This is a genomic window from Oceanobacter sp. ABM4_470 (assembly GCF_056158645.1).
In genome coordinates this window covers 2723808-2748684 of record NZ_JBSWTR010000001.1, presented here as the reverse complement: position 1 = coordinate 2748684, position 24877 = coordinate 2723808, and the positions used below count along the sequence as shown (strand labels likewise).

Sequence of the window (24877 nt, the reverse complement as noted above, 5' to 3'; positions counted from 1 at the left end):
TCTGGCTGATAGGGTGAATTAATCATATTCTGAATCGCTTTTGTATAGCATTTGTATCACATTGGGCATTCGGAGTGGATATGAGCGACATGATTCGGCTGGTGTACGCCAGTCAGGCAAGAGACGCGGCTGAGGGCGCGACGGTGAATCCGGCAATTGGAGGTATTCTTACCCAAAGTCGTCGCAACAACAGCCGCGATCATATCGGTGGTGTGTTGTATTACGGCGATGGGTTTTTCTTTCAGTGTCTGGAAGGGGAGCGAGAAGCGGTTGAGTCGACCTATGCCAGAATCCAGGCGGATAGCCGCCATTATAATGCGCGGGTGATTCGTACCCATGTGACCATGACTCGCATGTTCTCAAACTGGTCGATGAAGTACGTACCAGCGCAGCAGGATGTTCAGCAGTTTTTGAAAGGACACGGTATGGATGTGTTTAACCCCTACCTGTTTGAGGAGCAGCTGATCGATGAGTTACTGCTGTTCTTCCATGATGCTGTTAATGCTTCGACAGTGATTGACCCGGCTGCAGCGGTTGCTTCCATAGCCAGCAATCAGCCGCTTTCCCAGCCGCCTGGCCACCCACCAGTGCAGCAAAGCGGCTGGTTGGGGCGTTTGTTTGGACGCTAGGGGATAAAACCAGATGCTGTGCTGGAACATCAGGCCGCAATGGCGGCGCTGCTGCCTCGGGTCAGGCGTAGTAAATCGGCGGGGCTGAGTTCAATTTCCAAACCGCGTTTGCCAGCCGATACATGGATGGTAGCGAGGGCGTCGGCGCTGCTGTCGAGTACGGTTGGCAGCGCTTTCTTCTGCCCCAGCGGGCTGATGCCTCCGACTACGTAGCCGGTGGTTTTTTCCGCGACTTTGGGATCAGCCATATCGGCTTTTTTGGCTCCCAGCGCTTTGGCGATCAATTTCAGGCTCAGCTGTTTGTTCACCGGCACAATGGCAACGGCCAATGGGCTTTTGTGGCCGGTGAGGGCGACCAGCAGGGTTTTGAACACTTGCTCGGCGGCGATGCCTAACGCCTCAGCCGCTTCCAACCCGTAGGACTCCGCCCTTGGGTCGTGGTTGTATTCATGCACGGCGTGGGCAATTTTCTGCTTCTGAGCGAGCTTGATGGCCGGTGTCATCAGGCGTTCTCGCTATCGTTTTTGTTTGTGGCCGGGCCCTGATAGGCGAAGCGGTCAACGGATTCACCATCAACCACCACTTGCTCGACGAACATCTCATACGGTCGCACCCAGTGGCTGTAGTCGCCGTACAGGGTGCGGTAATGCACCAGCCATTCTTCGGTTTCGCTGTGACGCACCAGACCAAATACCTCGTAGTCGGCGCCTTTATAATGGCGGTAGTGGCCTGGCTGAATGCTCGGAGTGTTGGTGTTGGCGGTCATTCGGTGTTCCTGTTGGTACATCAAAGCCGCTAATGGTGCGCCTTAAGCCCGCTGCGATGCAAGCGCCGGTGAGCCACCGGATTATTTCAGTTCGAACTGCACCGTCACCGAGGTGCTGACGCTTTGTTCCTGCACCATCATGTTGGAGGAGGTGTCGGCTGACTCTGCCTTGGCAAAGGCCGAGCGGAATACCATGGGTGATGGCGCGTGGTTGCCGTTTTCGGCCATTGAAATGACACCGCCGAGTTCACGTTTCATGGTGGCGGCCATCAGCTCGGCTTTGTCGCGGGCTTTCAGCAGGGCGGTTTTCAGGGCCTCGTTTTCCAGCTTGGTCGGGTCTTCAAACAGGAAGCTGCTGTTCTGGATTTGCGCCAGTGGCAGTTGCAGCAGGTGGTCGATCAGGCTGGTGTATTGGTCGAGGTCATAGAGGCTGATTTGCACGCTGCGGGAGACTTCTTCACCGGTGTAGCGACGGTCGCCGCGGTTCCATTGATAGCGCGGGTAGTTGCGGATTTGTTCAGCCCGCACCATGCCTTGTGGAATGTTCAGCTCATTGGTGATGTTCAGCAGCTGACCGAAGGCTTTGTCGACACTGGTTTTGGCTTCTTCCAGCGTTGGCTGGGTGTCGTTCAGTTGCAGGTTAACCAGCACGTAGTCGGGCATGGATTTGACTTCCGAGCTGGCCGATACCTGCACGGTGGCTGCTTGCACCATGGCGGAAGACGGCGTCACGGAGGTGTCGGCGTGGCTGGTGCTGATGTAAAGCGAGCTGCTGGCGAGCATCAGTGCGTACACTGGGGTCAGAAATTTCATGGTCGGGCATCCGGGAGTCGTTGTTCTGAGAAGCACTGACCCGCACTTTACAGATTTGGTTCCTGTTGAATCCTTGACCGATTTCAACAAACGGCGACGCGGATCAGAAGTGCTGATAACCGCCTTGTCGGGCAACCACCGGCTGCCCGTTCAGCAGTAAGGTGACGGGTTCTGGCTTATTTGTCAGGGGTTTACTCAGGTCAGGCTTAGCTGAGCCAGTCTCTGAAGAACCAGCCGAACCAACATCTGAACAAACACCAATGCGGCTAAGCGGTAAATCCAGCGTGTGGGACAGCTGCTGAAGTGCTGCCCGTGCCGATGCAGGCGCGGTAAAAAGCAGCTCGTAATCGTCGCCGCCGCTGAGGCAGGTCATCCATTCCGGGTGGCCCAATGGCGCTGCGGTTGGGATCTGTTCGCCGTCGAGCTGTATTGCAACGCCAGAGGCTGCGGCAATGTGGCGGGCGTCCTGTAGCAGGCCATCGGAAATATCCATGGCGGCATGGGCCAGTCCATGCAGTGCCTGGCCAAGCGCTAATCTGGGCTGAGGGTAGTAATAGGCCTCGGCGAGGCCGTCTTGCCAGTCCGGTCGTTTCAGAATTTGTGGCAGCGCCAGTGCCGATTCTCCAATCACACCACTGACCCAAACGTCGTCGTCTGGTTGGGCGTTGTTGCGGCGCAGGCTACGGGCATTGGCGTGTTCGCTATCAATCCAGCCTTGTACCGACACACTGACCACCAGTTGTTTGCCCTTGGTGGTGTCGCCGCCAATCAGGGCGATACCGCACTGGTGGGCACCGGCACGTAGGCCATTGGCAAAATCATCGAGCCAGTCGGGTTGGTTGTGGGGCAGGGTCAGGCCCAGCAGGAAGGCTTGTGGGCGCGCGCCCATGGCGGCCAGATCACTGACGGCGCAACGCAAGGCACGTTGGGCAATCAGGTTGGCGGGGGCGTTGGCCGGAAAGTGGACGTCGGCGACCTGGGTGTCGAGGCTTTGCACCAGAATGGCGTCGGCCGGTGGGCGCACCAGGCTGGCGTCGTCACCAATCGCAAAAAGGGTATCCTCGCTGTGAGGATACCCTTCGCTGAAGCAGCGTTTGATCAGTTCAAATTCGGAACTCATCGACGCAGTGCTGATGATCAGCGTTCGCTTGGGCGGGACGGCTTGCCGGAAGAGGCAGGCTTGTTGCCACCGCGAATTTCGACACTGCGGGTACGCTGGGCCAGTTTGTCCAGTACGCCGTTAACGAACTTGTGTCCGTCGGTGGCGCCGAAGGTTTTGGCCAGTTCTACCGATTCGTTAATCACCACTTTGTATGGCACGTCGATGCGGTGCAGCATTTCAAATGCACCCAGACGCAGGATGGCCATTTCAACCGGAGTCATCTCGTCGAGACGACGGTCCAGCAGTGGGGTGATTTTCTCGTCCAGTGTTGCGCAATCCTTTGGCACGCCATGAAGAATGTCGTGGAAGTATTCCAGGTCGACTTTGCTCATGTCGTTGTCGGCACGGAACTCAGCTTCGATCTGGCCCAGGTTGGCGCCAGACAGTTGCCATTGATACAGTGCCTGTACCGCGAAGCGACGCGCCTTGCGACGCGCAGCAGGGCTTGGTTTGTGGTTGCCGGAAGCACGGGACATTCGAATCAGTCCTCCAGAGCGTTCAGCAGGGAAACCATTTCGAAGGCAGACATCGCTGCTTCTTCACCCTTGTTACCGGCTTTGGTGCCGGAACGTTCGATCGCTTGTTCGATGCTGTCTACGGTCAGTACGCCGAAGGAAACCGGGAGGCCGTATTCCAGTGACACGGAGGCCAGACCTTTGGTGCATTCGCCAGCAACGTATTCAAAGTGTGGCGTACCGCCACGGATTACCGCACCCAGGGCGATGATGGCGTCGTATTTCTCGGAAGCAGCAACGCGCTGTACAACAACCGGAATTTCAAAAGCACCCGGTGCACGGATGATGGTGATGTTGTCTTTTTCAACACCGTGACGCAGCAGGCTGTCGACTGCGCCTTCCAGCAGGCTTTCAACAACAAATGCGTTCCAGCGACCCACGACAATGGCGTACTTGCCATCGTTCGGGGTCAGGTTTCCTTCGATTACTTGAATGTCTTTCATGTGAGCTTCCAATAATTCGTATAACGTTCGTTAGTCGGCATCAAACGGCAGGTATTCGGTAATTTCCAGACCGAAACCGGAGATACCGCTGTACTTCATTTCAGAGCTGAGCAGGCGCATTTTCTGAACCCCCAGTTCGCACAAAATCTGCGAACCGGTACCAATGGTCAGGAAGGCGCCGGAGCTGTCCTTGTTGGGGCTGCGTACCGGACGGGCGCGGCCGAAAAAATCGTCCAGGCTGGCGTCGATGGTTTCGCATTGGCCCGCAGACAACACCACCAGTACACCCTTGCCTTCATCGGCAATGCGCTTCAGGGCCGCCTGGGAAGACCAGCTGGAACCCTGTTGCGGACGCATGCCCAGCACGTCGCGCAGGTAGTTGTTGGTTTGCACACGCACCACGGTAGGGTCGTCGGCGTTGATCTCACCCATGGTCAGTGCCAGGTGGGTGTTGCCTTCGATGGTGTCGCGGAAGGTGTGCAGTTTGAAAGTGCCGAATTCGGTTTCAACATCGTCTGCACTAACCAGCTCAACGGTTTTTTCGTTGTTGATGCGGTAGTGGATCAGGTCGGCGATGGTGCCGATCTTGATGTTGTGTTTTTCGGCAAACACTTCCAGTTCCGGACGACGGGCCATGGTGCCGTCCGGGTTCATGACTTCAATAATAGCCGCCGCCGGAATCAGACCTGCCAGACGCGACAGGTCGCAACCGGCTTCCGTATGACCAGCGCGGCTCAGTACACCGCCCGGACGCGCACGCAACGGGAAAATGTGACCCGGCTGAACGATGTCTTCCGGTTTACCCATCGGGTTGACTGCGGCCAGAATGGTCTTGGCGCGGTCGGCAGCCGAAATACCGGTGGTGACACCTTCGGCGGCTTCAATCGACACGGTGAACGGGGTCGAGAAGCTGGCGCCGTTGCTGGCTACCATGGATGGCAGGCCAAGGAAATCACAGCGTTCGCCGGTAAGGGTCAAACACAGCAGACCACGGGCTTCGGTGGCCATGAAGTTGATGATTTCTGGCGTTACTTTTTCGGCTGCGACAATGATATCGCCTTCGTTTTCGCGGTCTTCGTCATCCATCAGGATGACCATTTTGCCGTCGCGAATGTCGGCAATAATGTCTTCAATGCTGTTCAGTGCCATGCTCTAGCCTGTTTGCTGGTTCCAACGTTCAAGTCTGGCTGATGTTACAGCCATTTGCATTACGCAGTCGGTCTGGTGCCGACTTTTTCTTTGCCGGATCTACGTGTCCGTGTAAGGGGCACGTGCTCTGACTAATAGCCGCGTTTCATAAAGCCGTGTTCGGCCAGAAATCCCTCGGTCAGGCGGGATTGCGGTGTCGCCGTTTCCGGTTTCAGCAGCTGCTCCAGATAGCGGGCAATCATATCAACTTCGAGGTGTACCTGATCACCCGCCTGAATGGAAATCAGGGTTGTCTCAGCGGCTGTATGCGGCACGATGTTGAGAGTGAAGCCGTCGGCGGTCAGGTCATTGGCCGTCAGGCTGACACCATCCACGGTAATGGAGCCTTTGGCAGCGATGTACTTACGCAGCTGCGCCGGTGCTTCGATGCTGAAACGGATCGAACGGGCGTCTGCTTCGCGGCTGCGCACAATACCAACGCCATCAACATGACCGCTGACCAGATGACCGCCAAGGCGGGTGGTCGGCAGCAAGGCCTTTTCCAGATTCACTTTGGTGCCCGCGGCCCACTCGCCAATGCGGGTATGAGCCAGCGATTCGCGTGATACATCGGCGGCAAAGCCTGAGCCGGTCAGCTCCACCACCGTCAGGCAGACGCCGTTGGTGGCGATGCTGTCGCCCAATTGCACGTCGGCCAGATCGAGCGCGCCAGTGTTGATCACCAGCCGGATATCGCCAGAAACCTGTTGGGCCTGGCTGATGGTGCCTACGGCTTCAATAATACCGGTAAACATCAGTGTTCCTCTTGTTCGGTGGCCGCCGGAGTCAGGGTCAGACGCAGGTCGTTGCCAACCATACGGACATCCTGCCACTGCCAGCGCACTTGCTGTTGCATGCGGTCGAACGGCAAATTCAATAGCGGTCGGGCGTTGCTGCCCAACAGCGTCGGAGCGGTGTACACCACCAGTTCGTCGACCAGACCGGCGGCGACAAAGGCGCCCGCCAGTTGAGCGCCGCTTTCGACTAAAACTTCGTTGCAACCTTGCGTCGCCAAATGGCGCAGCAGGGCTTCGAGGTCGACCTTGTCGCTGCTGGCAGCGGCTTGCCAGTGACTGACCCGGGCTTCACAGGCACTGAAGTCGGCACCTGGTTCGTTGTGGCAGGCAATCAGAATATCCCCGGCGAGGCTGAACAGTTTAGCCTCAGGCGTCACTCGTTGACGGCTGTCGACCAGCACTCGCAGAGGTTGACGCCACAAGTATTCGGCTTGTTCAATGCCGGTCTCAGACGGTCGGACAGTCATCGACGGGTTGTCGATCAATACCGAGTCCGCGCCGGTAATCACAGCACAGCTGCGGGCTCGCAGTCGTTGCACATCGCTACGGGCCTGTGGTCCTGTAATCCACTGACTTTCGCCGCTTTGCATGGCGGTGCGGCCGTCAAGGCTCTGGGCCAGCTTGATGCGCACGTACGGCAAGCCAGTGCGCATGCGCTTCATAAAGCCAACGTTAAGCTGTTCGGCTTCTGCCGCCAGACAGGCTTCTGTGACGTCGATACCGGCATCGCGCAACATGCCAAAGCCACGGCCGGCAACCTGAGGGTTGGGGTCGGCGCAGGCGGCGACAACACGGGTTACGCCTGCTTCAATCAGGCCTTTGGCGCACGGCGGCGTGCGGCCGTAGTGGCTGCACGGTTCCAGCGTGACGTAGGCGGTGGCACCACGGGCACGTTCACCAGCCGCGCGCAGGGCGTTGACTTCGGCGTGGGGCTCACCGGCTTTTTGATGCCAGCCTTCTCCTACCACAACCTCATTGCCGTCTGAGTCACTGCCGACAATCACGCAGCCAACCCGAGGGTTGGGGCTGGTGGAGTAGAGGCCTTTGGCGGCCAGCTTGAGCGCACGGGCCATCCATACCTGATCCGGGGTTTCGCAAGACAGCGTGCTCATGGCAGTGGCTCTCCGGAAACCGCCGGTTTGATGTCGGTGTTGAATTCGCCGATTGGCTGGTTGGCCGGAACCTGCTGCGACAGCTGTTCGATTTCGGCGCGGAATTCTTCAATGTCCTGAAAGCTGCGGTACACCGAGGCAAAGCGCACAAACGCTACCTCGTCGAGTTGACGCAGTTCGGCCATCACCAGCTCGCCAATATGACGGCTGCTGACTTCTTTTTCGTGCAGGTTGCGCAGGGTTTGCAGTACCCGGTTAATCATGGCGTCGGTTGCGTCGGCAGCAATCGGACGCTTTTCGAGGGCACGCAATACGCCACTGCGGAGTTTGTTTTCGAGGAAGGTTTCGCGTTCGCCGCTTTGCTTGACGACAAGCGGCAGATTGAGCTCGATGGTTTCAAAGGTGGTGAAGCGCTGGCTACAGTCACAGCACTCGCGACGGCGACGGATTTGAGTTCCGTCGGCCATCAAGCGGGAATCGACCACCTTGGTTTCTGAATGTGAGCAGAATGGACAGTGCATAAGCTGAACGGTGATCTAAAGAGCGAATGGAGGCGCTTTGGCCAAAGCGCGCAATTCTACTCCTGCGACCGGGTTCAGGCAACGACTTCAGCGTCGTTCTGCACCAGTTCAGAAAGAATGTCGTCCAGCCCGTCGGGTTTGGTTTCAAAGTGGTCGATATTGCCCCAGCGTTTGAAACGGCTAACGGCGAAACCGTGGGTGACGTCGTTGAAATACACACAGCAACGGCCGTAGGTGGCGACAACCCAGAAACCACAGCCTTCATCGGCCCAGGGATGCTGCTGCCAGATTTCCGGCGACGGCAATCGAATCAATTCCCACAGGGCTTTCTGGCGTTCCGGAATACGAGCAACCGCGGCTTTGATGCGTTGTTGCAGGCCAGTTTCATTGATCGGTGTCCATTGGGTTTGGGCTTTGCCAAAAACAGTGTCCATGACGCCTCCTTTGTGGGTGACTGACAGAAAGGAAATTGCTCGCAATTCTATGAAAAATGCTTGAAGGGGCAACCAAAAAAACGCCCCCTGATGGAAAGGTGTTACTCAATTGTTGCGAGCGTGTGACAGCGGTGTCTGCAAGTTGTTGATAGTTATCTGGTTTGGCCTTGAAGGCACAGGCTTTGTCAGGATCTGTTGATAAAAACTGGCACTAAAATTGGGTGTCTTAAATTGTCTACTGTGGCGCAAAATACCTTGTTTGAAATCGGGTGTCGGGAGTTGGGTTGTAGGTCAGATAAAGACGCGAAGCGGCTGCCATCTGACGTGCCTGGGCTGTCCCTTTGTCGGATGGCGCAGGCTTATCCGACCTACAGGAAAGTTGTGGGAGGCAGCTTGCTGCCGATGGTTTGTATTTATCGAGAGCAAGCTCTCTCCCACAATGTTGGCCAGACGCCAGACGCCAGACGCCAGACGCCAGACGCCAGACGCCAGACGCCAGACCCCAGAAACACAAACGCCCCGTAAGCGGCGCTTACGGGGCGTTTGTTGGTCTTGCCACAGCGCATTACACGCTGTGTGTTGAATTAACGGTAAACCGGGAATTCTTCACACAGGGCAACAACCTTGGCTTTAACGTCGGCTTCAACGGCGTCGGAGTTGCCGTTTTCCAGACCTTCGAACACGTCACAGATCCAGCCAGCCAGTTGCGCGCACTGTTCTTCCTTGAAGCCACGGGAAGTCACAGCCGGGCTACCGATACGGATACCGGAGGTCACGAACGGGGAGCGTGGGTCGTTTGGTACGGAGTTCTTGTTCACGGTGATGTTGGCGCGGCCCAGGGCTGCGTCAGCGTCTTTACCGGAGTATTCCTTACCAATCAGGTCAACCAGGAACAGGTGGTCGTCAGTACCGCCGGAAACAATGTTGATACCACGACTGATGAAGGTTTCGGCCATGGCCTGGGCGTTTTTAACCACCTGGGCCTGGTAGGCTTTGTATTCTTCGCTCAGCGCTTCCTTGAAACACACGGCCTTGGCGGCGATCACGTGCATCAATGGGCCGCCCTGGGATTCAGGGAATACAGCGAAGTTCAGCTTCTTGTTCAGCTCTTCGTCTTCGTTGGCCAGGATCAGACCACCACGTGGACCACGCAGGGTTTTGTGAGTGGTGGTGGTGACAACGTCAGCGATGCCAACTGGAGACGGGTAAACGCCTGCTGCAACCAGACCAGCGATGTGGGCCATGTCAACGAACAGGTAAGCGCCTACTTCGTCAGCGATGGTGCGGAAACGAGCCCAGTCAACCACGCGAGAGTATGCAGAGAAGCCTGCGATGATCATTTTTGGCTTGTGTTCTTTGGCCAGACGCTCAACTTCTTCGTAGTCGATCTCGCCAGTTTCGGCGTTCAGACCGTACTGAACGGCGTTGTAGATACGGCCAGAGAAGGATACGGATGCACCGTGAGTCAGGTGACCACCGTGTGCCAGGCTCATGCCCAGTACGGTGTCGCCTGGCTTGACCAGCGCCATGAATACAGCGGCGTTGGCCTGGGAGCCGGAGTGAGGCTGAACGTTGGCGTAACCGGCACCAAACAGTTCCTTGGCGCGGTCGATGGCCAGTTGTTCGATCACGTCAACGTGTTCACAACCACCGTAGTAACGCTTGCCCGGGTAGCCTTCGGCGTACTTGTTGGTCAGCTGGGAGCCCTGTGCTTCCATCACGCGTGGGCTAGTGTAGTTCTCGGAAGCAATCAGTTCGATGTGGTGTTCCTGACGGGCATCTTCTGCCTGCATGGCAGTCCACAGTTCAGGATCGAAGTCGGCAATGTTCATATCGCGGCTAAACATCCGGGCATCCTCAATAGAGTTAATGGGGGCATGAAAACGGCAAGGAAATGCCGATTTGCGCCAGATTAAAGAAAAAGGGCGGGCATTCTACCGCAAAATGCCCGCCACTGGCACGTGATCATTCTTCATCTGCGGGGTGAGTTGAATTCACTTCAGCCTCGGCGTCTGCCAGCGTGATGTCTTCCGGTGCACCGGTTTTAAGATAGTCGACCAGCTGTTCTGCGTGCACTGGCCGCGACAGCAGGAAGCCCTGGATTTTCTCGCAGCGAGAGCGCACCAGAAAATCGAGCTGGTCGTTGTTTTCTACCCCTTCGGCAATCACTGCCAGCCCCAGATTGTGCGCCATGGCGATGATGGTGCGGGTGATCTGGGCGTCGTTGCGGTTGGACGGCAAGTTCTGAATGAAGCTCTTGTCGATCTTGAGCATGTCGACCGGGAACTGCTTGAGGTAGTTGAGCGAGGAGTAGCCGGTGCCAAAATCGTCGATGGCAATGCGTACACCCAGCTCACGCAGCTCGTGCAGTAGGGTAAGGGTGTAGTCGATGTCGTCGATCAGGATGGATTCGGTCAGCTCCAGCTCCAACTGATGGGGATGAATGCCCGAGCGCAGAATGGCGTTTTTCACTTCGGAGACGAAATCCGGGTGGTTGAACTGCCGGGCTGAGACGTTGACGGCGATCAGGTCGAGGTCGATGCCCTGTTCCAGCCACTGCGCCAATTGCATGCAGGACTGTTCGATCACCCAGCGGCCAATCGGCACGATCAGACCGGTGTCTTCCAGAATGTCGACAAACAGTTGTGGTGGAATGTCGCCGCGATCCGGGTGATGCCAGCGCAGCAGGGTTTCGACCCCCACCGGACGCAAGGAACGGGAGTCGAACTGCGGCTGGAACATCATGTACAGCTCGTTGCGCTGAATCACCTGATGCAGGTCGTTTTCCAGCTGCATGCGTTCGACCGCTCGGCGGTTCATGTCGGCGTTGAAAAATTGCAGGTTGTTGCGGCCGGATTCCTTGGCGTGGTACATCGCCATGTCGGCGTTTTTCAGAAGTTCAATCACCGTCAGGGCGTCGTTCGGGTAGATAGCGATGCCGACCGAGGCACTGAGGAACAGCTGGTGTTTGTCGATGTAGTAGGGCTTGTTAAGCTCTTTCAGAATGCGTTCGGCAACCTGTTGGCAGAGGGTAGCGATGTCCTTATCCCCGGCGCTGAAGTTCAGACAAACGGTGAATTCGTCGCCGCCCATCCGCGACACAATGTCGGTCGATTTGACGCACTGGCGCAAACGCCCGGCCACTTGCACCAGAATCTTGTCCCCGGCCGGGTGGCCGAACGAGTCGTTGATGGGCTTGAAGCGGTCGAGGTCGATGAACAGCAGTGCTGTACGGTTTTTGCCGTCGCCGCGGTGCATCATCAGGTCGAGGCGTTCGTGCATCTGGGTGCGGTTGGCCAGCCCGGTCAGCGGGTCGAAGTAAGCCAGCCTGTGAATACGTTCTTCAATTACTTTGCGGTCGGTGATGTCCGACATAATGATGGTCAGGCTCTGGATGTTATTTTCATCATCACGAATGATGCTGACCCCGGTCCAGGAGGTGCGCACAGCGCCGTTCTGGCAGAGGAATTTCAGCTCCCCTTGCCAGTAACTGTCGTGCAGCAGGCTTTCCATCATTTCCGACAGGAAGTCGTGGTTGTTGTGCTCCGGGCCAAGCAGGGTTTCCGGTGTTTTGCCCAGCACCTCGCTGCTGTCAAAGCCGGTAATCAGCGAGAATGCCCGGTTGGTTTTGACGATGCGGAATTTGTCGTCGGTAACCAGAATGGCTTCGTTGGAGTTTTCAAATACGTCGGACGCCAGCATCAGCTCGCGCTGGTTCTGACGGGCTTCGGTCACGTCCCGGCAAACCCCGAGAATGCCTTCCATCACCCCATTGGAATTCCATAGCAGGGTGGCCTGTAACTCCAGAATGTAGCGTTCGCCATTGCGGGCGCGGGCGGTGATGTCCCGTTGAATCAGCACCTTGTGGTGCTCTTCTTCACCGGCTTTCAGCACAACCCGCAAGCGCGACCGGAATTCCTTGAACAGCCGACGAATATCGCGCTTGTCGAAAATCGTGCCGATACCCAGCTCAAACAGGTCGGCCGAGGTGTACCCCAGCAGCCGTTCGATGGAGGCACTGACGAAGGTGAAATTCAGATGGGTGTCGGTGGACCAGACAATATCGGTCATGTTTTCAGCCACCAGACGGTAGCGCGCTTCGCTATCGACAATCTGTTGCTGCTTGGTGACCTCTTCGGTGATGTCTCGTGAGGTACAGATATAGCGGTCGACCTGGCCTTCAATGTCGCGCCTGAAAGGGGTGTATTCCAGCTGAATGACCCGGTGAGTGCCGTTAGCATCGAGGAACTTGCCCCGAAACAGCAGCGGCTCGTTGCTGCCGCAATTGCGCAGCTGGCGCAGGGTTTCCTGCATGCCCTGTTTGCATTCCGGGGTGGCGCAATACTGTGGCCAGTCGTAGGCGTCCACGCTGCTGTCGGGCAGGTAACCAAGGGTTTCGGCGGCACTGCGGTTGCTGTAGACGATGCTTGGCAGCAGTTCGTCATCAAGGTTGGCGACACGCACAGTGTCCGGCATGGCGGCCATCACCGCGCCCCAGAAGGCTTCCTGCTCGCGGGTTAATTCGTTGGCGCGCTTTTTCTCGGTAATGTCGATCAGGCTAACCATCACCTGCTGGTCGATGCCGCTGCTGAAGTGCGCCGACAACACCCGTACCGGGCCATCCAGCCGCTTTAATTGCAACTCGGCTTCGACAAGGCGATGGGGCGACTGCTGCATTTGTTGCAAGCATTCCATGAGCTTGTCGCAGCCCAGTTGGAACAGCTCGGCAAACTGCAATTGCATTTGCGGTTTGCTGCCCGCGCCAGCCAGTTCAACGGCGGCGTTGTTGGCGTTGACTAGAGCGATGGAGTCGAGGCTTTTGTGAAAGCCAGACAGGTCGAGCACCCAGTGCGCGACCCCCGCTTCTTCAAACAACGACATATAGCGCTGGCGGCTGCGCTCCAGCTCCTGACGGGTTCGCACCGAGGTGCTGATATCACGCAGAATCCAGACGATGCCGTCGATCTGGTTGTCGCGGTACAGCGGGTGGTAGTTCTGCTCCAGCACGCGGGCTTCTTCACCGACCACCACAGACAGCGTACGCCCCTGATCCTGCAAGGCTTCCAGTTCCCGAATGCTCAAACCGTGGGTCCACAGTGCGCGTGGGTGCGGCCAAACCTGTTCCAGTGGCTGGTTCAGCCAGCGGCCGTCGCTGCCATTTAAATAGGCTGCAGCAGCGGTCGAGCCCGGATCGGTTACTGGAGACGCGTTTGCAGGCCTGTTTTGAGAAGAGGCAGAGTACATGCCAAACAAGGTGGCCGCGCGCGGGTTGTAATAGGTGATGTTGCCTTTTGAATCGGTCGATACCAACGCGTCTTCAATCGACTGCAACACCAGATCGGCACGGGCTTCGGCGTGAAGTCTGGCAATTTCTGCCTGTCGGGCGGTTTGCTCGGTTTGCTTTTGCAGTCGGATAGACGTCAGTACCACCAAACTCATCACCAGAATCAGAATCAGTGGGCTCATCAGGCGCTCGGCAATTTGCCCGGCGATGTAGCCTTCCACTTCACAAGCCAACAGCTGCCAGCTGCTGTTGGGAATCGGCAGCCGCGCCAGCTCGGCGTGGCCGCGAATTTTCGGCGGCAAGCGCTGCCCTCTGCTGTCTTCCAATGCGAACACCATAGCGGGCTGGGCCGTTTCCAGCAGGGCGTCTTGCAGGATGCCGGTGGGCACCTGGCTGATGGCCCAGTTGCTTTCGCCACTGACACAGTGGCTGACCATATACGTGGCGTCACCAACAATCACCGGGCTGCTCATGCTGGGCGCAATCAGCCCAAGTTCGCGCTGCAATTGCTCGAAGCTGAGGATGTCGGGCATGAAGTCGCCACGGCGGTGGTAAATAGCTCCGTAACGATCCAGGAAGACGGCGTTGGCAGCGGTCTCAATCAACAGTGCGGCTGGGGTGGGGTCGTCTGGCAGCAGGCCGGTTTGTGGGGTGTCGTCGCATTGAACGGCGTAATAGGCCTGCAAGATCGCGGTGACCTGACGGGCGTGGTCGCGGGTGCTGTTTTCCGCCTGGGTTAAAAGATAGCGTTGTTCGTCGACATAAATGCTGTACAGGTTGATCAGCGACAGCGCCGCCATAATCAACCAGGAGATGGTAAGCAGGCGCTTTTGGCTTGGCCATTGATATTGGCCATTTCCGGTGTGTGGTTCACTCGACATAAAACTTTCCCTGTCCTGAGCCTGCTGATTCTACTTGGAAAGACCCGGAAGCCAACCAGGGACCCTCTGAAAAACTCGGAGCCTGCTCTGGATGACAGGGTGCAGCTGAGTCACGAAGCTGATTTGCAGGCCTGACGGGTCAAGTCAAAAATCAGCGACACAGAGTCAGCAATGCCCTGCCATCCCCGTAGGGCGCGGCCTGCAGGCCGCCAGAACGGTGTTGGCGAATTTGGAAAGGACTCGTCATTCCACTGCATTCGCCGCCTTGTTCTGACAGCTTGCAGGACACGCGCAGAGCTGTGCAGAGTTATTCAGAGGGTCCCTAGAATGGCAACTGTTTGATCATTTGTCGATCAGATCAAACCTGACTATCCCGGTTTCTCTTACCGTAACCTTGGCTGCTGGTGTTTACTCTGCCCTTCAGAAGACTCGGCCCTTCAGAAGATAGCGGTATGCAGAGGAATTGCGAGACAGGCCACCCTTTGTTTGCCAATGACCGTGCTTTTGAGTAGTTTGGCGCGGTTTATCAAGTTATGAGGTTCACCATGGCACAGTATGTCTTCACGATGAATCGTCTGGGCAAGATTGTTCCGCCCAAGCGTCAGATTCTGCGCGATATTTCACTTTCTTTCTTTCCTGGCGCCAAGATTGGTGTGCTGGGTTTGAACGGTTCCGGTAAATCCACTCTGCTGAAGATCATGGCCGGTGTCGACCAGGACTTCATTGGTGAAGCCCGTCCACAGCCAGAGCTGAACATTGGCTACCTGCCACAGGAGCCGGAACTGGACCCGGCCAAAGACGTTAAAGGCAACGTTGAAGACGGTTTGAGCGAGCTGGTGAACGCCAAAGCTGAACTGGACCTGGTATACGCTGCCTACGCCGAACCGGATGCCGACTTCGACGAACTGGCCAAGAAGCAGGGTCGTCTGGAAGCCATCATTGAAGCCGCTGGTGGTCACGACCTCGACCGCCAGATGGAAATTGCCGCCGACGCCCTGCGTCTGCCGCCATGGGATGCCGACGTGACCAAACTGTCCGGCGGTGAGCGTCGCCGTGTGGCCCTGTGCCGCCTGCTGATGTCCAAGCCAGACATGCTGCTGCTGGACGAACCTACCAACCACCTGGATGCTGACTCCGTAGGCTGGCTGGAAAAATTCCTCGAAGAATATCCGGGCACCGTAGTGGCCATTACCCACGACCGTTACTTCCTGGATAACTGTGCCGAGTGGATTCTGGAACTGGACCGCGGCCACGGTATTCCTTACCAGGGCAACTACACCACCTGGCTGGAAGCCAAAGAGAAGCGTCTGGAGCAAGAAAAGAAAGCCGAAGATGCCCACGCCAAGGCCATCAAGCACGAACTGGAATGGGTTCGTAAAGGTGCCAAGGGTCGTCAGTCCAAGTCCAAGGCCCGTCTGGCTCGCTTCGAGGAAATGAACTCCCGCGAATTCCAGACCCGTAACGAAACCAACGAAATCTACATCCCGCCTGGTCCACGCCTGGGCGACAAGGTGATTGAATTCCACAACGTCACCAAGTCCTTCGGCGACCGCGTCTTGATCGACGACCTGAGCTTCACCGTTCCGGCCGGTGCCATTGTTGGCATCATCGGTGGTAACGGTGCCGGTAAGTCCACCCTGTTCCGCATGATTGCTGGCACAGAACAGCCGGATTCCGGTGAAGTGGTGACGGGTGAAACCGTCAAGCTGGCCTTCGTAGAACAGCTGCGCGACGAACTGGACGACAGCAAAACCGTATGGGAATCCATTTCCGACGGTCAGGACATGCTCAACATCAACGGCAAGGAATACCCAAGCCGCTCCTACATTGGTCGCTTTAACTTCAAGGGCGGTGACCAGCAGAAGCGCGTGGGTGAGCTGTCCGGTGGTGAGCGCGGCCGTCTGCAACTGGCCTACACCCTGAAGCAGGGCGCCAACGTACTGCTGCTGGATGAACCGTCCAACGACCTCGACGTAGAAACCCTGCGTGCGTTGGAAGAAGCGGTCGACGCCTTCCCGGGCACCGTGATGGTGGTATCCCACGACCGTTGGTTCCTGGACCGTATTGCCACCCATATTCTGGCTTACGAAGGCGACTCCAAGGTCAACTTCTTCGAAGGCAACTACACCGAGTACGAAGCCGACCGTAAGAAGCGTCTGGGTGCCGATGCTGCGCCTAAGCGCGTGAAGTACAAGCGACTGGCCCAGTGATCACCAGCGCAGCGGTTTTGACTGCTGCGCAAGCTCGTTATCGGTTTCTGGCGGCAGGTAACTGGCGACAGATGACCGGTAACTGATGATTGGTAATGGATAAAAAGCCGCTCAACCGCAAGGTAGAGCGGCTTTTTTATGGCTTGCGGGGTGGCTTTTCAAAGAGGACGGCTGCGCTTGAACGTGAGAAAATCCGAACCATCATCGCGCCCCAACAATAATTAACCAAGGACCACACCGTGCTGTTTTTCCCCATCCAGCAAGAACTCGACTGCATCAGCGACGACGGCCGCATCATTGGCCGCATCCGATTCAATGCCGATACCGGTAAACATCGGTTTCAGCAGGATGCCGAGGTCAAAACCTTGAGCGAGGTCGAACAGGCGGAAGTCAACAAACGCCTGACAGGACTGGATGCCGGGATCTACAGCATTCCCATGCAAGACGACGACTGACGTTCGGTGACATCAGCGTGTGGGCAGCGGTTCTGGCACTGACGTCAGTCTGGCCAAAATGATCAAGCGTTTGTTGTCAGCGGTAATCCCACGCGGCGGCGGCCCTCGTCGGTCTTGATCGAAAAATCGCTACCGGCAAACGCCTCACCTTCTGGCCCACATAAAAAAGCCACCGCTCTTGCCACCCATTCGGGAGGTATATGGGCCGACCAGTCCAGTTCACTGACGACGTTGATTTTCGAGTCGCGTATTTTGGCCATCATATCGGTTGCCACGGTGCCCGGTGATAATCCGACCACGCGGATATTCCTGCCCTGCAATTCGCGCTGAGCTACTTCAGTCAGTTTTTTCGCGGCAGCCTTGGTCGAGCAATAATGACTCCAGCCCGGCAGAGCGCTGTTGGCGGCCCCCGAACTCATATTGACAATCACGCCTTCGCCCGCTTCCAGCATGTGCGGCAGCGCCGCTCGCATGCAGAAATACACGCCCTTGAAATTGACATCGGCGGCCAATGCCCACTGTTCGGGATCGCTGTCGGCAAGATGCGCCAGCGGATCAATCAGCCCGGCGTTGTTGATCAAAAAATCGATGCGAGAGCACTGTTCAAGGCTACGATCAACCGCTCGTTGAACCGATGCGTAATCACTGACATCGCAACACATGGCCAACGCATTTCCCCCCGCCTTCTTGATGCTTTCGACAACATCTTCCAGGGCGGCTTGAGAACGTGCGGTGATTACCACAGTCGCGCCCAGCTCTGCCAGTAATTCCGCGATGGCGCGGCCAATGCCTCGGCTGGCGCCCATCACCAGCGCGGTTTTGCGGTTGAAATTCAGCTCAGGCAGGCCACTGCCGTTAGTAACATTCGATGGCCAAGTGTGTGCATGAGTCTGGTTCGTTGGGTCTGACATAGACATGCTCCTTTACGGTTTGAAAAGTCCGTGAATGGTTCAGAAGCAGAATATTTGGCAGTGGCAGTGCAATAAATCAGAATGGATGAATTGGATTCGTGCGTAATACGCACGAAGGGGAGGGACAATGACGCTGGATCAGATCAGACTTTTTGTTGCCGTATACCGAAGCCGCAGTTTTGCTGCCGTTGCCCGCGAGCTGGATATGGCGCCGTCATCGGTCTCGCGGGCGGTGGCAGCGCTGGAAGATCAACTGCAGGCTCGGCTGTTTCAGCGCACCACCAGAAACCTGTCGCCAACCCAACTGGGTGAGCAATATTTTCACCGCGTTGAAGCCCTGCTGGAAGAACTGGAATTGGCCGGTCAGGAAGTGGTTAGTCAGCAAGCTGAGCCCTTTGGTACCTTAAGGGTGTCTGCCTCAACCTCGTTTGGCGAGGCCGTGCTGGCGCCATTGCTGAAAGACTTCTATCTACAATACCCGAAGATCCGTTTGCAGCTGCGGCTTACCGACCATCAAATCAACCTGGTGGAAGAACAGTGTGATATCGCCATCCGTCACGGCCGCCTGCAAGACAGCAACCTGATTGCTCGCAAACTCAGAGACGTTCGCTATCGGCTGGTGGCCAGCCCGGATTACCTTGCGGGCAATCCCGCGATCAAGCAACCCCAAGACATCAGTCACCACACCATCATCAGCTTTGAATACAGCCCCTTCGACAAGGTATGGAAATTCCGCCGCGCTTCCAACAACTCGCCCGCCGCCTCCAGCAGCATAGACGAGCAGAGCGTTGTTATAGAACCGGCATTAACAACCACCACCGCCTCCACCATTAAACGCTGCGTTACCAGTGGGATGGGAATCGCCCTGTTACCCGACTGGATCGTTGAAAATGAACTGAAGCAACAACAACTGACCAAGCTGCTGCCAGAGTGGCAGATCGCCGCCGCCGATTTTGACACCGCCGTGTGGCTGTTATACCCATCGAAGCGGTTTGTACCCGCCAAAACCACCGCCTTAATCGACTACCTGCAACAGCACATGAGCTAAAGTCGAAGCCGGATAGAGAACCAAACAGACGAAGATGAACAGCCCTCGATTGGAGCGATGCCCATACCTGCATCAAACATTCATGCGCATTTAGCCAGAAATGTTTGCTCGTTTTGCATCCAGCTGATAGCGTAAGTGGCTGATTTTAGAGACCTTGTTAAGCAAGGTTTACAAGTTAATGCGCACAGAAGAGTGGAGTTAGTGCGCATGCGCATTAACCTGGTGATGGAATTGTCGGTATTGAATGGAATGGCCTTCAAAATCAACAGGTTGTGGAAGGTTATTCAAAACAGCCTGACTGAGAAACCGCGCATGCGCACTAATAAACTGTTATGCATAAGGAATGAACGTGGCGAGAATTCCAACACGGATAGCACTGAAAAAATTTTACCAAGAACGTTCAGAAGAAGTAAAAATTTATTTTGAGCACCTTCTTCCACTGTTAGAGGCCAACTTACCTTATGATATTGGTCTTGCATATGTTTTCTTAAAGACTGAACAGGCTCAAAATCGAGCCCTTTATGGTGGGGTTGTAAAAATTCATCGAGGTAAAAGTGCTTTTGTCTCTAGAGTTATGAATTTTCAACATTTAACCAGAGATGGTTTTAAAGAAATTTATAGAAATGTTTTTGGGCAGTCGATAAGAGATATAACAACTAATAAATTAAGTGAGGCGGAAGTTGTCAGAGACAAGGTTATTCATGGTAAACAAGTATCAGATGCTGAGTTACGCGAAGCCATAGCCGATGTACTAGAATACGCCGAGTTACTTAATGATGAGGTTTCTTCAGTAGCTAGCTTTAAACCTTTTGGGAATATGAAAGGATTTAAAGGAAGGGCAGACTCTCTCGACAATAGAACCACCAAATGGCTTATGAAAGGTATGGGTTTTGGTGTCAGAGCATAACAAGAAATTAAAGTTTGCCCGCAAGCGGGCTGGGACCTCAAAAGCTACGCTTTTTCGGCCCCTTAATTGAGCGTTGAAGCTGTAGAAAAACCCCTCCAAACCGCGTCTCTGCGGTAAAATTCCTGGCAGCAGCGAGGAAGTGATATGCCAAGGTACAAGCACTACGATTACAGCCAGACGTCGATGGTAGTAATCAACTTCGAAGAGCAGATTCAGCCTGGTACGTTCGAATATGCTTTGCATCACTTGATCACGGATCGGCTGGATTTAACCCCGTTCGACGACTTGTACTGCAACGATGGTAAGGCCGGTGGGCGTCCTGCTTATGATCCTGCGATTCTATTGAAGATCATCCTGTTCGCGTATTCCAAAGGCATCACGTCAAGCAGAGAGATCCAATGGTGTTGTGAGCACAACATTATTTTTAAGGCGCTATCCTGCGATTCCGTCCCGCATTTCACCACCATTGCTGCCTTCGTTAGCAGCTATCCATTGGAGATCGAACACTTGTTCGAACAGGTGCTGCTGGTCTGTGATCAGGAAGGCCTGTTGGGCAAAGAACTCTTTGCCATCGATGGCTGCAAGTTGCCCTCAAACGCTTCCAAAGAGTGGTCGGGCACCTTCAAGGAACTGGCTGAGAAGCGAGATAAAATCCAGCGTCAAATTCGTTACTGGATGTCGGAGCACGAGAAAATAGACAAGGAATCTGACGACAATAGCCGTCAGGAACGCATCGAAAAAACGGTCAGCACCCTGAATAACGCTTTCGATAAAATCGACCAGTTCCTAAAGACGCAAAGCCCATGGACGGGCGTCAATAAACGAGGGGCTGAAGTTAAAAGCAACATTACCGACAACGAGTCGGCGAAGATGAAAACTTCGAAAAGAACGATTCAGGGCTTCAATGGCATCGCCACCGTCGATAAAAAACACCAGATCATCGTTGATGCCCAGGCCTTTGGTCACGGTCAGGAGCAGCACACGCTAAAGCCCATTCTGGCAGAGGTTCGGGAGCGTTTTCAGCGACTGCGCATCCGGGAGAATATCCTCAAGGATGGCGTGATCATCACGGCAGATACCGGCTTTGCCAGCGCTGCCAACAACGACTATCTGTACAGCAACAAGATCAACGCCTACATCTCGGATTACCGCTTTCGTAGCAGGGATGAACGCTTCGATGATCAGAAAGACAAGTACGGCCACCGCCACGAAGAGAACCGTAAAAGCACTCGCTACAAGCAAATCCCGGCGAGCGAATTTGACTTTGACCCAACGAAAAACACCTGCATTTGTCCGCAGGAAAAAGCCCTGACGTTTAATGGTATTCGTGAAGATAACGAAGGGAACCAAACCGCCTATTTTACAGGCAGGTTACTGGGGTGTCGGGTCTGTCCAATCAAGGCTCAATGCATGACGAACCCGGAATCAGCGGATCACAGAAAAGGTTCTGGTAGACAGGTATCGTTCCGGGTTTACAGTGCGACACCGACGTATACGGACTGGATGAAGGCCAGAATCGACAGTGACGAAGGCAAACGAATTTACAGCCACCGAATGTCGACAGTAGAGCCAGTGTTTGCCAACCTGGAACACAATAAAGGCTTGAAGCGGTTCAGCCTGCGGGGTAAAAAGAAGGTACAAGCCCAATGGCAGTTATATGCCACGGCACACAATATTGAGAAGTTGATACCGCGTTTGGGGCAATAGCAGGGAAGTCAAAAGAAAAGGAGGTTAAATATGCAACGATATCGTGTTTTATTCATCTCCAGTTGTTTTGAAATGTTAAGAAAGACGGTGGGCTCTGATTTTCGATGGTTTCCTAATATTTGTACAATGTCAGCTTCGAAAATACTTTTTCTACAGTCTCGTTAGATTACCATGGTTCAAAGGAGGTTGTTATCCATTCTAAATTAGATTTTTTATTAAATCAGGCGGATATTGGAAACTATAATAAGTGTGAAATTGTTGAGATATTTGGTTTTGATAAAGAAAAAAAAGAAGCATTCAATATTTACACCTTAGTTGTTTTTGAAAATACAAAACAATTAGACATTGAAGAATTAATGACCGAAAAGCTACGGATATTTAAAGGTCATAATAATCTATCTTGGGGCATTAAAAGAAGAATCGTTGATATTGAGGTAGCCCAAGAACTTTATCTTCAGCTTTTACAAAACAATCAATTTAGAATTGATGAATCGTTAAAAATTGGAGAAGTCAAATTATTACAAGAGCAATATGTTCCTTCAAGAGAAGATATGCACCATGAAGTACAGCTGAATAACATATTGAAAAATAATTTTAAAAATGGCTCATATATTATTGAGTTTTTTGATGAAGAAAAAAATAATGTTAAATATTTATTAGATTCTCCGTTGTTATTGAATCGGTTTAGTGAAGATGTCAGTAGTATATTACCCATGAAAATTGGAACTACATCGGATAGATTGGGTAATATTATTTTTCAACTTCCTATAAATAACTTTAAGATTAATCAAGAATCTATCTTGGGAAATAATCCAAGAAGATACAAAGGGATTAAGCTTGAAATTATTCCACAATCAGAGACTTTTGATATCCAAAAGTTAGTAGCTAGATTGTATGAAGAAGATGGCGACAAACTTATTGGAAGACAAAGGCTTATAAATATTGATGGTGCTATTACAAATATCGATTTTGATGATTGTTTCGGAACTCATGTTGAACTAATTGATAAAAATACTTCGCTAATTCTGTGTAAATATAAATTTTCTATTCCAAAACTATTGCACACGTCTATGAACATTGTTGAAAATCAAAAACGAGTTTTTCAAATTAATGGGAATGCACATAGACTTCAAGTATCTACAAATGCAAATAACTCTGTTATTGGCAATGAAAAGAGTAAATCTTTTGACGAATGGATAAGAAATAGAAAGTACGAGCAGGAGCTAAAAAACTTAGAAACAACTAAGTCATTTATTCAATATTTTGGTAATGAGGAAGAAAAAGCTTTCAATGATGTAAGAGAGCTTATTAATAAACATGGTGGAAAAGGTGTCTATCTTTGGGATCCATATTTAAGTGCGATTGATATTAAAAATACGTTGTATTATTGCAGTGCTAAATATGTACAGATGAAGGCCATTAGTGCATTGAAACAGCATAATAGAAAAGAGCAAGCTAAAAGCGATATGATAGGAGAGTTTGAAAAAGATAAAAAAGAATTCTTATTCTTAAATCTGGAAGTCAGAGGAAAGATTGGAGCTAATGGCTATGATTTCCACGATAGGTTTTTAATATTTCCTTTGGAAAAACCAAAAGTTTGGTCTCTTGGTATTTCAGTAAATCAATTAGGAGCTTCACATCATATTTTACACGAAGTAAAAAATGCTCAGCATATTTTGAATGCCTTTAATAAGCTATGGAATGAGTTAAATAGTGAGGAGTGCTTGGTGTGGAAGAGCAATTGAGCATTTTAGATAAATACTTTAAATTATATGAAGATAAGAACTACCAAGAAAAATTTTATGAATTTTCATATGGTTCAATATTTGGTCATTTTATTGAGTGCAAAATATATAAATATGATGAGGGTGAATTACTAAATCAACATACGATCAACGAAGAGTTTGAGAAAATCATTGTAGAAATAAAAGATTTAAAGTTAAAAATTAAACTAATTCCTCTGATATTGTTTCTCGGTGAAGAGTATTGGAAAAATTTTATGGAAATGAATTTTTTTGATGACATATGTTTAACTTTGTTAGATGATTTTAAATCATTATCTTTTAAAATTGACTTTAGTAAAATTAATGGATTTTCTCATGCTTATGAAGATCAGCAAGACACAATAAATCGGATTGAAAAAAAAGAATTTAAAACAATATCTGATTTTAACACGAATCCAAATATGGGTAATTATCAATATAATAATTTCATTTATTTGGTTGCAAATAGATTTTTCTTTGATGAATATTGCCAAGCTTTAGATAAAAAAGATGGTTTCACATTTTTAGTTTTCTTAAGCGGCTTGGAGTATGGTCAGATAGAGGGATTTGATAAAAGACTAAAAATATTTGATAATATTAGTAATAATAAAACTCTGCTGCAAATAAAATTACTAGGAGACATATTGCTGCATGGTGATAATGACGAATTTATTTGTAAAACTATAATAGATTTTTCTATGAAATCGGAGTTGTGGCAGCAATTTATAAGTTTCTATTTAGAGTATCCATCACGTTATCCTCAACTCTTTAAACTGCTCTCAAAAATAATCATTCAATTAGATGAAAAAAGCATAGATTTACTACTTAATGGTATCAGAATAACTAAATTCATATCAAGTGAGAGTAAAGAAGCACTAAGCAGTTGTTTCTTAAATATTCAAAAAGATGAGATGAAAAAATATTGTTTGGAGACTCTATCTCTAAGATGGCTAAATTTCATAGATAGTTCCAGTGACTATTTCGGAAGTATAATTTTGACCGATATCATAGATTTAGTTGTCGTTTACATAAGAGATTTTCAGGATAAAAAGGTAGTTGTTCAAGAGATTGAAATAATTTTATATAGCCTAGATGAAATAGATAATAAATGGTTTGTTGATATGTCGGAATATTCAAGCTATTTTTACAAACTGATGACGAAATTGTTCGTCTATGGGTTTGCTATGAAAAAACACAATCTGTATAACTTAAAAGAAAAAATTGATTTTATTTGTAGTGGAAATTCTGTATTGAAAAATGAAAAAATCTTTCAAAACAAGACAGCTTTACAGCTATTTGAAGAGTGTATAATCTAACAAATTGCTCAACAT

General features: G+C 52.3%; 22 protein-coding genes. 8 read left to right on the top strand and 14 right to left on the bottom strand.

Translation table 11 applies throughout. The features are described 5' to 3' along the window. Nucleotides 1-80: 80 nt before the first annotated feature. Nucleotides 81-629 carry a BLUF domain-containing protein gene (locus ACXADJ_RS12025; protein WP_475066209.1) on the top strand — a complete coding sequence of 183 codons (549 nt, stop codon included), beginning with the start codon at nt 81-83 and terminating at the stop codon, nt 627-629. Between the two features lie 29 nt (nt 630-658). Here ACXADJ_RS12025 and ybaK read toward each other — a convergent pair whose 3' ends face one another. The 13 genes from ybaK to ACXADJ_RS11960 form a co-directional block, all read right to left on the bottom strand. Further along, on the bottom strand, nt 659-1132 hold the full coding sequence (gene ybaK, locus ACXADJ_RS12020; RefSeq protein ID WP_475066207.1) for a Cys-tRNA(Pro) deacylase: 474 nt from the start codon (nt 1130-1132) through the stop codon (nt 659-661). After that, on the bottom strand, nt 1132-1395 hold the full coding sequence (locus tag ACXADJ_RS12015) for a DUF1653 domain-containing protein (RefSeq protein ID WP_475066206.1): 264 nt from the start codon (nt 1393-1395) through the stop codon (nt 1132-1134). The genes ybaK and ACXADJ_RS12015 overlap by 1 nt, the downstream gene beginning before the upstream one ends. An 81-nt stretch (nt 1396-1476) precedes the next feature. After that, nucleotides 1477-2208 (bottom strand): SIMPL domain-containing protein, encoded by a 732-nt coding sequence (locus ACXADJ_RS12010; RefSeq protein WP_475066204.1) that lies wholly within the window; start codon nt 2206-2208, stop codon nt 1477-1479. A 103-nt stretch (nt 2209-2311) separates the two neighbouring features. Further along, nucleotides 2312-3328, bottom strand: coding sequence for a thiamine-phosphate kinase (gene thiL / locus ACXADJ_RS12005; protein ID WP_475066202.1), 1017 nt, complete (start codon nt 3326-3328; stop codon nt 2312-2314). Nucleotides 3329-3345: 17 nt separating this feature from the next. Beyond that, entirely contained in the window at nt 3346-3846 is a 501-nt protein-coding gene (gene nusB / locus ACXADJ_RS12000; RefSeq protein ID WP_051219109.1) for a transcription antitermination factor NusB, read from the bottom strand. 5 nt (nt 3847-3851) lie between these two features. Continuing rightward, nucleotides 3852-4328, bottom strand: a complete 477-nt coding sequence (ribH, locus tag ACXADJ_RS11995; RefSeq protein WP_475066201.1) for a 6,7-dimethyl-8-ribityllumazine synthase — start codon at nt 4326-4328, stop codon at nt 3852-3854. A gap of 30 nt (nt 4329-4358) precedes the next feature. Further along, complete coding sequence (ribBA, locus tag ACXADJ_RS11990; RefSeq protein ID WP_475066199.1) at nt 4359-5477, bottom strand: bifunctional 3,4-dihydroxy-2-butanone-4-phosphate synthase/GTP cyclohydrolase II; 1119 nt, start codon at nt 5475-5477, stop codon at nt 4359-4361. A 131-nt stretch (nt 5478-5608) separates the two neighbouring features. After that, entirely contained in the window at nt 5609-6271 is a 663-nt protein-coding gene (locus tag ACXADJ_RS11985; protein WP_475066198.1) for a riboflavin synthase, read from the bottom strand. Then, a complete protein-coding gene (gene ribD, locus ACXADJ_RS11980) occupies nt 6271-7425 on the bottom strand; it encodes a bifunctional diaminohydroxyphosphoribosylaminopyrimidine deaminase/5-amino-6-(5-phosphoribosylamino)uracil reductase RibD (RefSeq protein ID WP_475066196.1) in 1155 nt (384 codons plus the stop codon). Before ribD ends, ACXADJ_RS11985 begins: the two co-directional genes overlap by 1 nt. Further along, entirely contained in the window at nt 7422-7946 is a 525-nt protein-coding gene (gene nrdR / locus ACXADJ_RS11975) for a transcriptional regulator NrdR (RefSeq protein ID WP_475066194.1), read from the bottom strand. Before nrdR ends, ribD begins: the two co-directional genes overlap by 4 nt. Before the next feature lie 74 nt (nt 7947-8020). After that, entirely contained in the window at nt 8021-8380 is a 360-nt protein-coding gene (locus ACXADJ_RS11970) for a hypothetical protein (protein ID WP_475066192.1), read from the bottom strand. Nucleotides 8381-8964: 584 nt separating this feature from the next. After that, entirely contained in the window at nt 8965-10227 is a 1263-nt protein-coding gene (gene glyA / locus ACXADJ_RS11965; protein WP_475066190.1) for a serine hydroxymethyltransferase, read from the bottom strand. Between the two features lie 118 nt (nt 10228-10345). Next, the gene (locus ACXADJ_RS11960) at nt 10346-14545 is read right to left on the bottom strand and encodes a sensor domain-containing protein (RefSeq protein ID WP_475066188.1); all 4200 of its coding nucleotides are present in this window, start codon (nt 14543-14545) and stop codon (nt 10346-10348) included. 545 nt (nt 14546-15090) lie between these two features. Between ACXADJ_RS11960 and ettA the strand changes: the two genes are divergently transcribed. After that, complete coding sequence (gene ettA, locus ACXADJ_RS11955; protein ID WP_028293311.1) at nt 15091-16755, top strand: energy-dependent translational throttle protein EttA; 1665 nt, start codon at nt 15091-15093, stop codon at nt 16753-16755. A 239-nt stretch (nt 16756-16994) separates the two neighbouring features. Continuing rightward, nucleotides 16995-17210 (top strand): hypothetical protein, encoded by a 216-nt coding sequence (locus tag ACXADJ_RS11950; protein WP_475066186.1) that lies wholly within the window; start codon nt 16995-16997, stop codon nt 17208-17210. Between the two features lie 62 nt (nt 17211-17272). Here the strand turns inward: ACXADJ_RS11950 and ACXADJ_RS11945 are convergent, their stop codons facing one another. Then, entirely contained in the window at nt 17273-18121 is an 849-nt protein-coding gene (locus ACXADJ_RS11945) for an SDR family oxidoreductase (protein WP_475066185.1), read from the bottom strand. 127 nt (nt 18122-18248) lie between these two features. On the opposite strand from ACXADJ_RS11945, the gene ACXADJ_RS11940 reads away from it, so the two are divergent. The 5 genes from ACXADJ_RS11940 (at nt 18249) to ACXADJ_RS11920 (ending at nt 24862) form a co-directional block, all read left to right on the top strand. Then, complete coding sequence (locus tag ACXADJ_RS11940) at nt 18249-19169, top strand: LysR family transcriptional regulator (protein WP_475066183.1); 921 nt, start codon at nt 18249-18251, stop codon at nt 19167-19169. A gap of 349 nt (nt 19170-19518) precedes the next feature. After that, nucleotides 19519-20076, top strand: a complete 558-nt coding sequence (locus ACXADJ_RS11935) for a hypothetical protein (protein ID WP_027855621.1) — start codon at nt 19519-19521, stop codon at nt 20074-20076. A 144-nt stretch (nt 20077-20220) separates the two neighbouring features. Beyond that, the gene (locus tag ACXADJ_RS11930) at nt 20221-21783 is read left to right on the top strand and encodes a transposase (RefSeq protein WP_475066181.1); all 1563 of its coding nucleotides are present in this window, start codon (nt 20221-20223) and stop codon (nt 21781-21783) included. Nucleotides 21784-21902: 119 nt separating this feature from the next. Beyond that, nucleotides 21903-23528: a VPA1262 family N-terminal domain-containing protein gene (locus tag ACXADJ_RS11925; protein WP_475066179.1), complete on the top strand. Its 1626-nt coding sequence runs from the start codon at nt 21903-21905 to the stop codon at nt 23526-23528. Continuing rightward, nucleotides 23513-24862: a hypothetical protein gene (locus tag ACXADJ_RS11920; RefSeq protein WP_475066177.1), complete on the top strand. Its 1350-nt coding sequence runs from the start codon at nt 23513-23515 to the stop codon at nt 24860-24862. Before ACXADJ_RS11925 ends, ACXADJ_RS11920 begins: the two co-directional genes overlap by 16 nt. Nucleotides 24863-24877 lie beyond the last annotated feature (15 nt).